The sequence below is a fragment of the Micromonospora phytophila genome, assembly GCF_023656545.1.
In the GTDB taxonomy this organism is placed as follows: Bacteria; Actinomycetota; Actinomycetes; order Mycobacteriales; family Micromonosporaceae; genus Micromonospora; species Micromonospora phytophila.
In genome coordinates this window covers 1-12,529 of the sequence record NZ_JAMOKF010000141.1, presented here as the reverse complement: position 1 = coordinate 12,529, position 12,529 = coordinate 1, and the positions used below count along the sequence as shown (strand labels likewise).

Genomic DNA, 12,529 nt, shown 5'->3' with positions numbered 1-12,529 from the left:
ACCTGGCCGGTGGAACTGGGCGCCGGACGCCCGGACGACACCCCCGCCTGACCGCGGCCCACCCCGGCGCTCGTCCGGGCGCAATCGGAGCGGGGACGCCCGCCGCCGCACCCACCGCGGCGGTTCGGTGGCGGCGTCGGTCGCCGGTCCGCCGGTCGGGCGCGCCCGGCGGGAACGCCGGCCGGCGGGAAGGTGGTGTCCGATCCCGGTCGGGGCTGATTGGTCCCCCCGGTTCCGTGGGTAGGGTGACCTTGACGGACGGAGGCGATCATGACGGCAGACCACCCCTCGGTGCCGACCGGTGATTCGCGCGGCACCCTGCCGGAGCACCACGAGTCGGTCCTGCTCGACGAGCCCACCACGGCCGACCTGCGGGAGAAGGTGACCCAGGCGTGGCGGGAGTTCGCCCGGGCGCTCGCCGAGCGGTTGTCGGCGCTGCCGACCGGGGCGCACGTGGAGCTGACGCTCGACCCCACCGCCTCCGGCACCGGTGACGCGGTCTACTCGATCAGCATCGACGTCGGTGCCGACGGCCGGCTCGCCGCCCGCGCGGTCGGCAACGCCACCCTGCCGCAGGGCTACCGGCTGGACCGGGCCGCGGTGGCGGACATGGTCGCGCTCGGCTGGTCGCCGCCCGGGGTGGTCGAGGGCTCCGGCGAGAACTTCGGGCTGGACGGCAGCACCGCCGAGGCCACCCGGCTGGCCGCCCTGCTCTCCCGTACGCTGCGCGACGTCTACGGCGCCCCGCACCCCGCGTTCCTGGTCTACCTGATCCACGACCCCGAGGGGGAGCCGCTGGAGGGTGGGCCGCTCGGCACCGCGCGCAGCGAGTTCGGCCCCGACCGGGACGTCGAGGCCGACCTGGACGAGGCGCTGGCCGCCGCGGCCACCGCCCAGGCCGACGAGAACGACCTGCTGGGGCTGGCGGAGCGGGTCCGGACGGTCGTCTCCACCATGCTCAAGTCGGACTCGGACCGGTTGCAGGTCGACTCCGACGGCGACATCAACATCCGCGCCGGCTCGGCGATGGTCTTCGTCCGGGTCCGTGACAACCCGCCGCTGGTGGACGTCTTCTCCCCGGTGCTCACCGAGGTCGAGCCGACCGAGCGGCTCTACGTGAAGCTCTCCGAGCTGACCAACCGGATGCCGATCGGCCGGCTCTACTGCGCCGACGACACCGTGTGGGCGTCCATCCCGGTCTTCGGCCGCAACTTCCAGGCGACCCATCTGATGCTCGCCGTGCAGGTGATGACCGGGCTCGCCGACGAGCTGGACGACCGGCTGCACGGCGAGTTCGGTGGGAAGCGGTTCTTCGGCGAGGGCGACAAGCCGGTCAAGCGCGACGAGAGCGAGCACCGCACCGGCATGTACCTCTAGCGGTTCCACCCGGCCGATCTCGCGGGCTGAGGCTGGTGAGGCTCGGTAACCCCGAGAAACCGGGCCCCACCAGCCGGGGAGGGCGGGTCAGGTCGAGGGGAGCCAGGCGAGGCTCCGCGAGGTGGTCGGGTCGGTGGCCCGCAGGCCGGCGGCGGAGACCGTCCAGAGCACGTCCCCGACCAGCAGCGAGCGGGTGACCATGCCCTCCGGGTCGGGGTGGGTCACCGCGCCGGCCTCGGCGATGCCGTCCCCGGTGACCCGCAGCAGCCGGACGCCGTCGTTGACCGGCAGGGCGACCAGGCCGCGCTCCGGGTGGTGCAGGAAGGCGTGCGGGTCGAACTCGGCGGCGGAGTGCGCGTCGGGCAGGTGGTACCGGTCGAGCCGGACCGGCCGGGCCGGATCACGGACGTCGAAGAGCGAGACCTGCACCCCCTGCCTCCGTCCCGCGTCGTCGGCCTCCTGGCCCACGCCCAGCAGCCGTCCGTCCGGCAGCGGGTGCAGGTACGCCGAGTAGCCGGTCAGCCGGTGGAGGGGCCGACGCCGGGGGACTCGACCAGGCGGGAGAGCACGATGGTGCTGCGGGTAGAGGTGACGAAGGATTCGGCGCGCAGCCGCTCCAGGGCGGTCTCCAGGTGGGCGATGTCGGCGGCCCGCAGGTGAACGAGCGCGTCGGCCTCGCCGGAGACGGTGTACGCGCCGACCACCTCGGGGTGCCGGCGGGCGGCCACCCCGATCTGCGCCGGAGTGGTCCGACCGGCGCAGAACAGCTCCACGAACGCCTCGGTGGTCCACCCGACGGCGGCGGGGTCGACGACGGCCGTGAATCCCCGGATCACCCCGGTGGCCCGCAGCCGGTCCACCCGTCGTTTGACCGCTGGGGCGGAGAGTGACACCCGTTGTCCGATGTCGGCGTATGAGGCTCGGGCGTCGGCGACGAGCAACGCAATGATCCGCTGGTCTACGGCATCTATCTGCAACGTTCCGCCTCTGGGAAGCAACGGTTGTGGCTGTTACGAAGGTTCCACGGTACCTACCCTTGGTCACCGTGAACCAGCAGCGAGTCCCGCGAAAGCGGACATATCTCATGTGCTCGCCCGAGCACTTCACGGTCGAGTACGCCATCAACCCGTGGATGGACGTCACCACCGCGGTCGACGCGGAGCTGGCGGTCAAGCAGTGGGACCGCTTGCGGGAAACCCTGGTCGGCCTCGGCCACGAGGTGCACCTGCTCACTCCCGAGCGGGGCCTGCCGGACATGGTCTTCGCGGCCAACGGCGCGTTCGTGGTCGACGGCACCGTGTACGGAGCGCAGTTCAAGCACGAGCAGCGCGCCGCCGAGGCCGCCGCCCACCGGGCCTTCTACGAGTCACAGGGCTGGCGGTTCATCGCCCCCAGCGAGACCAACGAGGGCGAGGGCGACTTCGCGTACCTGCCGGAGGCCCACGGTGGGCTGGTCCTCGCCGGGCACGGCTTCCGCACCGAGCTGCCGGCGCACGCCGAGGCGCAGGAGGCGCTCGGCCGGCCGGTGGTGTCGCTGCGCCTGGTCGACCCGCGCTTCTACCACCTGGACGTCGCCCTCGCCTCGATCGACGACGGGAACATCGTCTACTTCCCGGGCGCGTTCTCCGCCGCCAGCCAGCGGGTGCTCACCCAGCTCTTCCCGGACGCCGTGGTCGCGGACGACGAGGACGCCATGACCTTCGGGCTGAACCTGGTCAGCGATGGCGCCAACGTGGTGCTCAACAGCGAGGCGACCCGGCTCGCCGGCAAGCTGAAGGCCGCCGGCTACAACCCGGTGCCGGTGGAGCTGGCCGAGCTGAAGAAGGGCGGCGGCAGCGTGAAGTGCTGCATCGCCGAGCTGCGCCACTGAGCCGAGGCGCGCCGGATCGCCCCCGGCTGCGGCAGGCGCCGCCGCGCCCGCGTACCACGAAAGGGCCGGCCTCCCGCGACGGGAGGCCGGCCCTTTCCGGTCGTCGTCCGCCCGCCCGTGCCGACGCTGGCGGGCCGGGCGGGTCAGCCGAGGGTGGCCAGCTCGTTGATCACCACGTTCGAGAGCACCTGGCCGTCGAGCTTGACCTCGCGCAGGTACCACTTCTGCTGCGGGGTGCGCGGCTGGTTGAACTGCCACACACCGCGCGGGCTGTCGATCTGGCCGATCTTGCCCAGCGCCAGGTTGACCTGCTGCGGGTTGGGTGCCGCGCCGGCGATCCGGATCGCCTGGTCGAGCACCTGGGCGGCGTCGTACGAGGCCATCGCGTACGTGGTGGGCGAGACGTTGTGCTTCTTGCGGTACGCCGAGGCGAACTCCCGGTTGGCCGCGTTGTTCAGGTCGGACGAGTAGTTGAGCGCGGTCTGGATGCCGAGCGACTCGCGGTCCTTGAGCTCGTTGAGGACGCCGCCCTCGGTGAGGAATCCGGGGGCGTAGACCTTGCCGGTGAAACCCTCGGCGCGCAGCTGCTTGATGAACGCCACCGCCGGCGCTCCCGAGTAGAAGCAGAAGACCGCCGCGGGCCTGCGTCCCGCCACAGGGGCCAGCGCCTTGCGGATGTCGGCGACGAAGGCGGTCTTGCCCACCGCGCCGGTGTGGTCCTTCGTCCAGGTCACCGCGCCACTGATGCGGGGATCGGATTCGCCGAACTCCCGGCGGAAGCCCCGCAGCACGTCCTGGCTGCTGGGGCCCTCCGGCATGATGATCGCCAACTTCGCCGACGCGGCCAGCCGGTCCTTCAGGTAGAGGCCCAGCGCCCGCCCCGCCTCGTCCAGCACGTACGACGTGCGCCAGATGTAGACGACGCTCTGCAGGCTGGTCGGCGAGGCGTTCGAGCCGATCAGCGGCACCCGGGCCTGCTCGACGGCGTCCCGGATGCCGAACATGACGGTCGAGCTGACCACGCCGGTGAGGGCGAGCACGCCCTGCTTGAGCAGCTCGTCGACCGCCGCCTTGCCGCTCTTGACGGTCTCGCCCTCGTCGGCGGTGAGCAGGGTGACGGGGTGGCCGCCGAGCTGCCTGTCCTTGAGGTCCAGGAAGAGCTGGAATCCGTTGGTGATCTCCTCGCCGATCTCCCCGGTCCGGGGTGCGATGAGGCCGATCTTGATCGGGCTCCCGCTACTGGTCGCCGCGCCCTCGGAGTCGTCGGAACCGCACCCGGCGGCGATACCGGTCGTGCCGAGTGCGGCCAGCAGCTGGAGTGCCCGCCTGCGGTTCATCTGTGACACCAGGTTCCTTCCGAGGGAGCGTGCAGGGCGATCGGCGATCGGCGCCCCTCCGGCGTTCTACCTGTTCGGCGACGCTCCGTCAATCCTAATGATCTTTATCTAGAGACCGCAACGCACCGGCAACCTGCGGCCAGGCGGCCGACTCCGGGTCGATCAGTGCGAAATGCTCGCATTCAGGCAGCTCAACCAGGCGAATCTCGGCCCCGGCCGCCTGCCCGGCGGCGACGAACTCCCGGCTCATCGCCACCGGCACCTGCTGATCGAGAGAGCCGTGCACAACTACTGTCCGTGTTTGCAGCGGTACCAATGTTCGTGGATCGGCGGCGGCGTACCGGTCCGGGACGTCCGCCGGACCCCCGCCGAGCAACGCGGCCACCGCCCCCGAGTCCAGGTCCAGCCGGTACGCCTCGGCGAGGTCCGACACCGGGGCGAGGGCGAGCACCCCGGCGACCGCGGCCGGGGCCGTCGCCGCCGCGTACAGCGCCAGGTGCCCGCCGGCGGAGTGCCCCACCAGCACCGGCGGCCCGGAGGCGACCTGACCGGGCAGCGCAGCGGTCGCCAGCCGGGGCAGCTCCGTCACGCCGGCCAGGACGTCGGTCAGGGTGCCGGGCCAGCCACCACCCGGCTGCCCCGTCCGGCGGTACTCCACCTGGGCCACCGGGTGGCCCAGGGCGGCCAGCGCGGCGGCCAGCGGATCGGTGTGCCGCCGGTCGTACTCCACCCGCCAGAAACCGCCGTGCACCACCACGACCAGCGGCCGGGCCGGGCCAGGCCCGATGGGGCGGCGCAGGTCGGCGACCTGGTCCGGGTGGTCGCCGTAGGCGACGGTGACGTCCGGGGGCGGGGCGGGGCGGCTGAGCACGGCGCGCGGGTCGGCGGGCATGGCGCGACCGTAGCGCGGTTCACGCCGTGGATACCGGCCAGGATCTCCTCCCGGGACGCATGGGCGGGCGTGGCTGGGTAAAGATGGACCCCATGACCGAAGCGCACTCCGCTGGACAGAACGACGAGCCGGGCCAGGAAGGCACCGGCCACTCCGGGACGGTGGTGGTGGTCGGCCCCGACGGCCGGCCGGTCGGCACCGTGCAGACCGACGAGGTGCACGGGGAGGACCCGACCCGCCTGGTCGAGCAGCCGGCCAAGGTGATGCGGATCGGCAGCATGATCAAGCAGCTGCTGGAGGAGGTCAAGGCGGCCCCGCTGGACGACGCCAGCCGGCACCGGATGCGGGAGATCCACGAGCGGTCGATCATCGAGCTCAAGGAGGGGCTCGCCCCCGAGCTGCGGGAGGAGTTGGAGCGGATCTCCCTGCCCTTCACCGAGGAGAAGGCGCCCAGCGAGGGCGAGCTGCGCATCGCGCACGCCCAGCTGGTCGGCTGGCTGGAGGGCCTCTTCCACGGCATCCAGGCGGCCCTGGTCGCCCAGCAGATGGCCGCCCGGGTCCAGCTGGAGCAGATGCGTGGCGGCCGGCCCGCGCTGCCCAGCGGCCCCGGCGGCCTGGCGCCCGGCATGCCCGGCATGGGTCCGCCGCAGGGCGGCGAGGGGCACGGCACCGGCCAGTACCTCTGACCGCGCGGCCGGCCGGGACCCCGGCCGGCCGTCACCCCACCCCGAAGACCTTCTCCAGGTACGCCGCCACGCCGTCCGCCGAGTTCGCCGAGGTGACCTCGTGGGCGACCTCCAGCACGGCGCGGTGCGCGTTGGCCACCGCCACCGCGCGGCCGGCCCAGGCGAGCATCGGCACGTCGTTGGGCATGTCGCCGAAGGCGAGCACGTCCCGGGCGTCGATCCCGAGCCGGGCGCAGTACCAGGCCAGCCCCGCCGCCTTGGTCACCCCGGCCGCGGAGATCTCCACCAGCCCCGAGTACGACGAGTGGGTCGCCTCCGCCAGCCCCCGCAGCGCTCCGGCGACCACCTGCACGAACAGGTCCGGGTCCTGCTCGCTCGCGGCCCGGGCCAGGAGCTTCACCGCCGGCGCCGACAGCAGCTCCTCGGGGGTCTCGACCATCCGGATGGCGTCGTGGTCGGCGTCCCAGCGCAGCGGGTAGTGCGCCTCGTGCCGCATCTGCCGGCTGTCGACGATCTCCACCGCGAAGCTCACCTCGGGCACCTCGGCGCGCAGCCGCCGGGCCACCTCGGCGAGCAGTTCCGGGGCGAGCGGGTCGGCGCGCAGCACCTCGTCGGTCACCGGGTCGTAGACCACCGCGCCGTTGGCGCAGATCGCCGGCAGCGGTTCGGCCAGCTGCTCGTACACCAGCTTCAGCCAGCGGATGGGACGGCCGGTGACCAGCACGACCGGCGTGCCCTGGGCGGAGATCCGCGCCAGCACGTCCGCGGTGTGCGGGCTCAACGTCCGGTCGTCCCGCAACAGCGTGCCGTCGATGTCGGTGGCGATCAGCCGAGGTGCTTCTCCCATCAGCGGGACAGTAGCCGATCCAGGTACACCGCCACCCCGTCGTCGTCGTTGCGCAGGGTCACCTCGTCGGCCGCGGCGCGGACCGCCGGGTGGGCGTTGGAGACGGCCACCCGGGACCACCCGGCCCACGCGAACATCGGCAGGTCGTTGGGCATGTCACCGAAGACCAGCACGTCGGCCGGGTCCACGCCGAGGCTCTGCGCGACCACGGCCAGCCCGGTGGACTTGTCCACCCCGGGCGGGCAGATCTCGATGAAGCCGAGCCCGGCCTGGGTCAGCGTGGCCACCCGCGGCGGGATGATCTGCCGGGCCACCTCCAACAACTCGTCGACATTGTGGTCGGCGGTCCGGGCGAACGCCTTGATCACGTCGCAGGAGAGGCACTCGGCGCGGGAACGGGCCTCGAACCGGTCCTGGTAGGGCCAGCTCGGGTGGTAGTCGCCCCAGAGCGGCGCGTCGTGCTCGTCGGACGCCTCGACCATCACGGTCAGCGGCCCGACCTCGGCCTCCAGATCGGCCAGGAGGGCGGCCAGCACCTCGCCGGGGAGGCGCTCGTCGCGCAGCACCACCGGCCCGGCCGGGTCGCTCTGGTCGACCACCCGGCCGCCGCCGGCCATCACCAGGAAGTCCGCGGCGCGGATGTCGTTGCGGGTCAGCTCGGTCAGCCGGGGCCCGCGACCGGTCGCGCCGACCACCGGGATCCCGGCGGCCCGCACCCGGTCGAGCACCCCGTGGGTGTACGCGGAAACGGTCTCGTCGCTGCGGACGAGGGTCCCGTCGAGATCGGTTGCGATCAGCTTGGGCAGGCCCGGGCGGGTCATCGTTCCTCCTTCGCCCGCCGCCGTCCGGTCATCGTTGCTCGACCCTGAGTGACGGCGGGCAGCAACCGTACCTCGGGTGTCCGGCACCAACCATTGCTTTGCGGCGAATGCGGTGCCAACGGACGACGCACCCCCGGTGTCGTCCTCCGCACCGCCGCCGCCGGTCATATCGTGGGCGGGTGGCAGAGCGGAACTGGCCGGCGGCGGAGATCATCAGCACCGAGCGGTTGGTGCTGGAGCCGCTGCGCGTCGAGCACGCCGAGGAGTTGGCCCCGATCCTGGACGACCCGGGCCTGCACGAGTACACCGGTGGCCTCCCGGCGAGCCCGGACGAGCTGCGGGAGCGGTACCGGCGGCAGGTCACCGGACACTCCCCCGACGGTACGCAGGGCTGGCTGAACTGGATCGTCCGGCACCGGGACACCGGCGCGGCGGTGGGCACCGTGCAGGCCACCATCCGGATCGACGGGGACCGCCCGGTCGCCGAGCTGGCCTGGGTGGTGGTGGCGCCGCACCAGGGCCGGGGCTACGCCGGTGAGGCCGCCACCGGCATGGTCGGGTGGCTGGAGGGGCACGGGATCCGGGCGCTGGTGGCGCACGTGCACCCCGACCACCGGGCCTCGGCCGGGGTGGCCGAGCGGCTCGGCCTGCGGGCCACCGACGAGCTCGTCGACGGCGAGATCCGCTGGTCGGCCCCCTGAGCCGACCGGTCCGGCGGTTCCGGCCCGGGCGGGCCGGTCAGTTCGGCGGTTCCGGGCGGGCGAAGGGGACGGCCGGCGTGACGGTGAGGTCGGCGGGGGCGGCCGGGGTGTCGTCCTCCGCGTTCCGGGCGGAGCGGCGTCGCCGGCTCCGGCCGACCGGGTCACCGACGGCGTCCGCGTCCCCGGCGGGGGGCGTCGCACCGGCCGGGGCCAGCATGAGGGCCGCCGCGAACAGCACACCGGCGGCGAACGCCGTCACCAGGCCCCGGCCGTACTCGATCCGGAACGCGTCCTCGGTCGAGTAGAAGAAGGCCCGCTGCCCGGCGTCGCCCAGCGAGGCGGTGGTCGCGACCAGCAGCCCGAGCAGCGCCACCGCGAGGGCGAGCCCGGCCACCCGGGCGTCCCGCCGCACGGCGGCCGTGCCCCGCAGCGCGAGCGCCACCGTGCAGACCAGCGCGAGGAGCCCCACCAGGTAGCCGACGCCGAGGCCGCCGATGTCGGACACCCCGCCCGGCACCCGGACGGCGGTCTCGCCCTCGGGGCCCCCGTTGGGGATGGTCATGACCTGCCACTCGCCGAGCAGCGAGGCGAGGGCGGCCACCGCGCCGAGACCGGCGAGCAGCGGGGGGAGTCGGTGGTCCCGGCCCAGGCCGGAGAGCGTACGCCCGAACCGGCCCGGCGGGGCGGGTTCCACCGCGCCCCACTCCACGACGGCCGTGCCGTCGGACCGGTCGTCCTGTCGGGGGATGGGAAGGTCCTGGGACATCGGTCACCCTTCCGCGTTGGCGGGCCTGAGCCGAATCATGACACAGCCGGCACCGGCGGCTGGTAACGCGAACCGGGGTAGTCGTCGCGGTCGGTCGCAGGCCAGCCTTGTTTCGACTAGCGTTCCGAGCATGCCTATCCGTACCGCTTCCGCACGTTGGCAGGGCAACCTCACCGAGGGGTCCGGCACGGTCCGCACCGGTCAGGGCGGGCTCGAGGGGAACTACTCCTTCAAGTCGCGCTTCGAGGAGGGTGAGGGCACCAACCCCGAGGAGCTGATCGGCGCCGCGCACGCCGGCTGCTTCTCGATGGCGTTCTCCAAGGCGCTCGCCGACGCGGGCTCCCCGCCCACCTCGGTGGAGACCACCGCCAAGGTGCACCTGGACAAGACCGACGCCGGGATGACCGTCACCCGGATCGAGCTCGACGCCGTGGGCGAGGTGCCCGGCATCGACGAGGCGCAGTTCGCCAAGCTCGCCGAGGCCGCCAAGGACAACTGCCCGATCTCGCGCCTGCTCTCGCCGGGCGCCCAGATCACCCTCAACGCCCGCCTCGCCTCCTGACCGACCCGCCCGTTCCTCCTCGCGCACTTTCACGGAAAGCGGCCCCGTCCCGCACGGGACGAGCACGCTTTCCGTGAAAGTGCGCGGATCTTTGTCGGGGTGGGGCGGGCCCGGTCGGGCAGAATGGGCGGGTGCCCGTCGAGATGAGCCGCGAACACTTCGAGGACCTGGTCGGCGACGCCCTCGACGAGGTGCCGGAGGAACTGCTCGGCCTGATGAGCAACGTGGTCATCCTGGTGGAGGACGACCCGCCGCCCGGCGAGGACCTGCTCGGCCTCTACGAGGGACACGCCCTCACCGACCGGGGCTGGGACTACTCCGGCGTGCTGCCGGACCGCATCCTGATCTACCGCAACCCGATCCTGCGCATCTGCGACAACGACGACGACGTCATCGACGAGGTCGCGGTGACGGTGGTGCACGAGATCGCCCACCACTTCGGCATCGACGACGAGCGTCTGCACGAGCTGGGCTGGGCCTGACCGGCGGCGCGGCCGGTGGCCGACGGTTGCGGTGCTGACCTACCTTCGCAGGCAGGCATCGCGAAATCTCAGGAGGCACTTCCATGCGCAGCGAGCTGTTCTCGGCGGAGAACCTGGAGAAGGAGTCCGCGCAGCCCGGCATGCGGCTGCAGAACTCCAAGATGTTGAAGATCGAGCTCAACGGCGAGGCGATGGCCCGGGTCGGGTCGATGGTCGCCTACCAGGGGCAGGTGCAGTTCCAGGCCCTCGGCTCCGGCGGGCTCGGCAAGTTCCTCAAGCAGAAGCTAACCGGCGAGGGCGTCCCGCTGATGAAGGTCTCCGGCCGGGGTGACGTCTTCCTCGCCGAGTTGGCCAAGGACGTGCACGTCATCGACCTGGAGCCGGGCGACGCGCTCTCCATCAACGGCTCCAGCGTGCTGGCCTTCGAGTCCACCCTCAACTACGACATCAAGATGGTCGGCGGGGCCGGCATGGCATCCTCCTCCGGGCTGTTCAACTGCGTCTTCAGCGGTCACGGCCGGATCGCCATCACCACCAAGGGCACGCCGGTGGTGCTCAACGTTGACGCCCCCACCTACGTCGACCCGCAGGCGGCGGTCTGCTGGTCGGCCAACCTCCAGACCGGCTACCACCGGGCCGAGCAGCTCGGGCTGGGCACGCTGCTGGGCCGGCGTACCGGTGAGTCGTTCACGATGAGCTTCGCCGGCCAGGGCTTCGTGGTCGTCCAGCCCTCCGAGGAGCCCCCGATCATGGGCAGCGGCCAGCAGGAGCAGCAGGGCGGTCTCCTCGGCGGCCTGCTCAGCTGACCCACCTCCGCCCTCGCCGATCCAGGGCCGCGACGTTGCTCGTCAGGAGCGACGACGACCCCCGGATCGGCGGGGGCGGGCTCAGCTCAGCTCGCCGGTGCGCAGGCGGGTGAGCCAGGCCGCGGCGTCCGTGTAGTCGGTGTCGGAGAGCCCGGCCGGGGCGGGGACCGGGCGGTCACCCGCCGTGCCGGTCCAGCGGTGCCGGGGGTACGAGCCCAGGAAACGCACGTCCGCGCAGACCCGGCGCAGGCCCTGCAACGCCTCGCCGAGGCGGGCGTCGCCCACGTGGCCGGTGCAGTCGAGGAAGAAGACGTACCGGCCGAGCGCCTCGCCCGTCGGGCGGGACTCGATCCGGGTCAGGTTGACCCCGCGGACGGCCAGCTCCATCAGCACGGACAGCAGCGCGCCCACCCGGTCGTGGGCGATGTAGACCGCCAGCGACGTCACGTCGTCGCCGGTCGGTGGCGGGGGCGGGCCGGGGCGGGAGACCAGCGCGAAGCGGGTCACCGCGTCCGGATGGTCGGCGATCTTGTCGGCCAGCACCTCCAGCCGGTGCCGGGTCGCCCCGATGGGGGCGCAGATCGCCGCGTCGTACTCGCCGGTGGCGGCCCCGGCCGCGGCGGCGCCGTTGGAGAGCACGTCCACCACGACCGCGTCGGGCAGGTGCGCGCGCAGCCAGCCCCGGCACTGGGTGGAGGCCTGCGGATGGGCGGCGACCGTGCGGATCGCGTCGAGTGCGGTGCCGGCCCGGGCGCCGAGCACGAACTCCACCGGCAGGATCACCTCGCGGGTGATCACCAGGGGTTCCCCCTCGGCCAACTCGTCGAGGGTCACCCCGACGGCGCCGCCGATCGAGTTCTCCAGCGGCACCAGCGCCGCGTCCGCGTCCCCCGCCCGTACGCTCTCCAGCGCCTCCCCGACGCTGCGGGCCGGCGTCCGGCTGCCCCGCTCGGCGGCGGAGACGGTGCGGAGCGCCTGCTCGGCGAAGGTGCCCTCGGGCCCGAGGTAGACGAAGCGTGTCGGCGGTGTTCCCGGCATGGCGACAGCCTACGCACCCGGTACGCCGACCGGGCCGCCGTCGCAGGCCAGGGTCCGGATGCCGGGCGGACCGGCGGCCCGCACCTCGATGGTGCAGACGTCGGTGCCGGCGGTGACCAGCCGGGGGGAGCCCGGTCGCCCCCGGGTGACCACCTGGAGTTCCTCGTGCCCGGTCACGTCGAGCACGGTGTAGTGCCACTCGCCGGCGCAGAGCGGCCCGGTGCGCACCCGGACCCGGACGTCGTCGGGGAGCACGCCGTCGCGCCCGCGTACCAATTCGGTCACGCGCTGACCGGACGGGCCGTTCCGGCAGGCCGTCGCGGTCAGGCCGGGGTCGGGGGTCG

General features: G+C 73.1%; 15 protein-coding genes and 1 pseudogene. 7 read left to right on the top strand and 9 right to left on the bottom strand.

Translation table 11 applies throughout. The annotated features are described in order from the left end of the window. Positions 1–270 precede the first annotated feature (270 nt). On the top strand, positions 271–1,377 hold the full coding sequence (locus NCC78_RS17610; protein ID WP_250795703.1) for a T3SS (YopN, CesT) and YbjN peptide-binding chaperone 1: 1,107 nt from the start codon (positions 271–273) through the stop codon (positions 1,375–1,377). An 87-nt stretch (positions 1,378–1,464) separates the two neighbouring features. Here the strand turns inward: NCC78_RS17610 and NCC78_RS17605 are convergent. Further along, a pseudogene (locus NCC78_RS17605) lies at positions 1,465–1,899 on the bottom strand (beta-propeller domain-containing protein); the annotation flags it as partial. Beyond that, on the bottom strand, positions 1,896–2,354 hold the full coding sequence (locus NCC78_RS17600) for an Lrp/AsnC family transcriptional regulator (protein ID WP_250795701.1): 459 nt from the start codon (positions 2,352–2,354) through the stop codon (positions 1,896–1,898). The pseudogene NCC78_RS17605 and the gene NCC78_RS17600, both read right to left, overlap by 4 nt. 59 nt (positions 2,355–2,413) lie before the next feature. Between NCC78_RS17600 and ddaH the strand changes: the two genes are divergently transcribed. After that, positions 2,414–3,247 carry a dimethylargininase gene (gene ddaH / locus NCC78_RS17595; protein ID WP_250795700.1) on the top strand — a complete coding sequence of 278 codons (834 nt, stop codon included), beginning with the start codon at positions 2,414–2,416 and terminating at the stop codon, positions 3,245–3,247. Positions 3,248–3,390: 143 nt separating this feature from the next. On the opposite strand, the gene NCC78_RS17590 is transcribed toward ddaH, so the two are convergent. Beyond that, the gene (locus tag NCC78_RS17590) at positions 3,391–4,593 is read right to left on the bottom strand and encodes an ABC transporter substrate-binding protein (RefSeq protein WP_250795699.1); all 1,203 of its coding nucleotides are present in this window, start codon (positions 4,591–4,593) and stop codon (positions 3,391–3,393) included. Positions 4,594–4,678: 85 nt separating this feature from the next. Beyond that, on the bottom strand, positions 4,679–5,476 hold the full coding sequence (locus NCC78_RS17585) for an alpha/beta hydrolase family protein (protein WP_250795698.1): 798 nt from the start codon (positions 5,474–5,476) through the stop codon (positions 4,679–4,681). 83 nt (positions 5,477–5,559) lie between these two features. Here NCC78_RS17585 and NCC78_RS17580 point away from each other — a divergent pair, with 83 nt between their 5' ends. Continuing rightward, positions 5,560–6,162, top strand: a complete 603-nt coding sequence (locus NCC78_RS17580) for a bacterial proteasome activator family protein (RefSeq protein WP_250795696.1) — start codon at positions 5,560–5,562, stop codon at positions 6,160–6,162. A 31-nt stretch (positions 6,163–6,193) separates the two neighbouring features. Here NCC78_RS17580 and NCC78_RS17575 read toward each other — a convergent pair whose 3' ends face one another. Beyond that, positions 6,194–7,009 carry an HAD family hydrolase gene (locus NCC78_RS17575; protein WP_250795695.1) on the bottom strand — a complete coding sequence of 272 codons (816 nt, stop codon included), beginning with the start codon at positions 7,007–7,009 and terminating at the stop codon, positions 6,194–6,196. Continuing rightward, a complete protein-coding gene (locus NCC78_RS17570; protein WP_250795694.1) occupies positions 7,009–7,830 on the bottom strand; it encodes an HAD family hydrolase in 822 nt (273 codons plus the stop codon). Before NCC78_RS17570 ends, NCC78_RS17575 begins: the two co-directional genes overlap by 1 nt. Before the next feature lie 179 nt (positions 7,831–8,009). Here NCC78_RS17570 and NCC78_RS17565 point away from each other — a divergent pair, with 179 nt between their 5' ends. Continuing rightward, positions 8,010–8,531 carry a GNAT family N-acetyltransferase gene (locus NCC78_RS17565; RefSeq protein ID WP_250795692.1) on the top strand — a complete coding sequence of 174 codons (522 nt, stop codon included), beginning with the start codon at positions 8,010–8,012 and terminating at the stop codon, positions 8,529–8,531. Between the two features lie 37 nt (positions 8,532–8,568). Here NCC78_RS17565 and NCC78_RS17560 read toward each other — a convergent pair whose 3' ends face one another. Continuing rightward, positions 8,569–9,297: a hypothetical protein gene (locus tag NCC78_RS17560; protein ID WP_250795691.1), complete on the bottom strand. Its 729-nt coding sequence runs from the start codon at positions 9,295–9,297 to the stop codon at positions 8,569–8,571. Positions 9,298–9,427: 130 nt separating this feature from the next. On the opposite strand from NCC78_RS17560, the gene NCC78_RS17555 reads away from it, so the two are divergent. From NCC78_RS17555 to NCC78_RS17545, 3 genes are all read left to right on the top strand, one after another. Further along, positions 9,428–9,859 carry an OsmC family protein gene (locus NCC78_RS17555; RefSeq protein WP_250795689.1) on the top strand — a complete coding sequence of 144 codons (432 nt, stop codon included), beginning with the start codon at positions 9,428–9,430 and terminating at the stop codon, positions 9,857–9,859. 143 nt (positions 9,860–10,002) lie between these two features. Then, positions 10,003–10,341 (top strand): metallopeptidase family protein, encoded by a 339-nt coding sequence (locus NCC78_RS17550; RefSeq protein WP_250795704.1) that lies wholly within the window; start codon positions 10,003–10,005, stop codon positions 10,339–10,341. 83 nt (positions 10,342–10,424) lie between these two features. Beyond that, on the top strand, positions 10,425–11,147 hold the full coding sequence (locus NCC78_RS17545; RefSeq protein WP_250795688.1) for an AIM24 family protein: 723 nt from the start codon (positions 10,425–10,427) through the stop codon (positions 11,145–11,147). A gap of 81 nt (positions 11,148–11,228) precedes the next feature. Here the strand turns inward: NCC78_RS17545 and pheA are convergent, their stop codons facing one another. Together pheA and NCC78_RS17535 are read right to left on the bottom strand one after the other, a co-directional pair. Then, positions 11,229–12,185: a prephenate dehydratase gene (gene pheA, locus NCC78_RS17540; RefSeq protein ID WP_250795687.1), complete on the bottom strand. Its 957-nt coding sequence runs from the start codon at positions 12,183–12,185 to the stop codon at positions 11,229–11,231. A 9-nt stretch (positions 12,186–12,194) separates the two neighbouring features. Further along, on the bottom strand, positions 12,195–12,529 hold a 335-nt coding region (locus tag NCC78_RS17535; RefSeq protein ID WP_250795686.1), incomplete at its 5' end, for a hypothetical protein.

Coding starts and splice junctions, on each gene's coding strand:
- NCC78_RS17610 (WP_250795703.1), top strand. CDS start 271: ATGACGGCAGACCACCCCTCGGTGCCGACCGGTGATTCGCGCGGCACC.
- NCC78_RS17585 (WP_250795698.1), bottom strand. CDS start 5,476: ATGCCCGCCGACCCGCGCGCCGTGCTCAGCCGCCCCGCCCCGCCCCCG.
- NCC78_RS17580 (WP_250795696.1), top strand. CDS start 5,560: ATGGACCCCATGACCGAAGCGCACTCCGCTGGACAGAACGACGAGCCG.
- NCC78_RS17575 (WP_250795695.1), bottom strand. CDS start 7,009: ATGGGAGAAGCACCTCGGCTGATCGCCACCGACATCGACGGCACGCTG.
- NCC78_RS17570 (WP_250795694.1), bottom strand. CDS start 7,830: ATGACCCGCCCGGGCCTGCCCAAGCTGATCGCAACCGATCTCGACGGG.
- NCC78_RS17560 (WP_250795691.1), bottom strand. CDS start 9,297: ATGTCCCAGGACCTTCCCATCCCCCGACAGGACGACCGGTCCGACGGC.
- NCC78_RS17555 (WP_250795689.1), top strand. CDS start 9,428: ATGCCTATCCGTACCGCTTCCGCACGTTGGCAGGGCAACCTCACCGAG.
- NCC78_RS17550 (WP_250795704.1), top strand. CDS start 10,003: ATGAGCCGCGAACACTTCGAGGACCTGGTCGGCGACGCCCTCGACGAG.
- NCC78_RS17545 (WP_250795688.1), top strand. CDS start 10,425: ATGCGCAGCGAGCTGTTCTCGGCGGAGAACCTGGAGAAGGAGTCCGCG.
- pheA (WP_250795687.1), bottom strand. CDS start 12,185: ATGCCGGGAACACCGCCGACACGCTTCGTCTACCTCGGGCCCGAGGGC.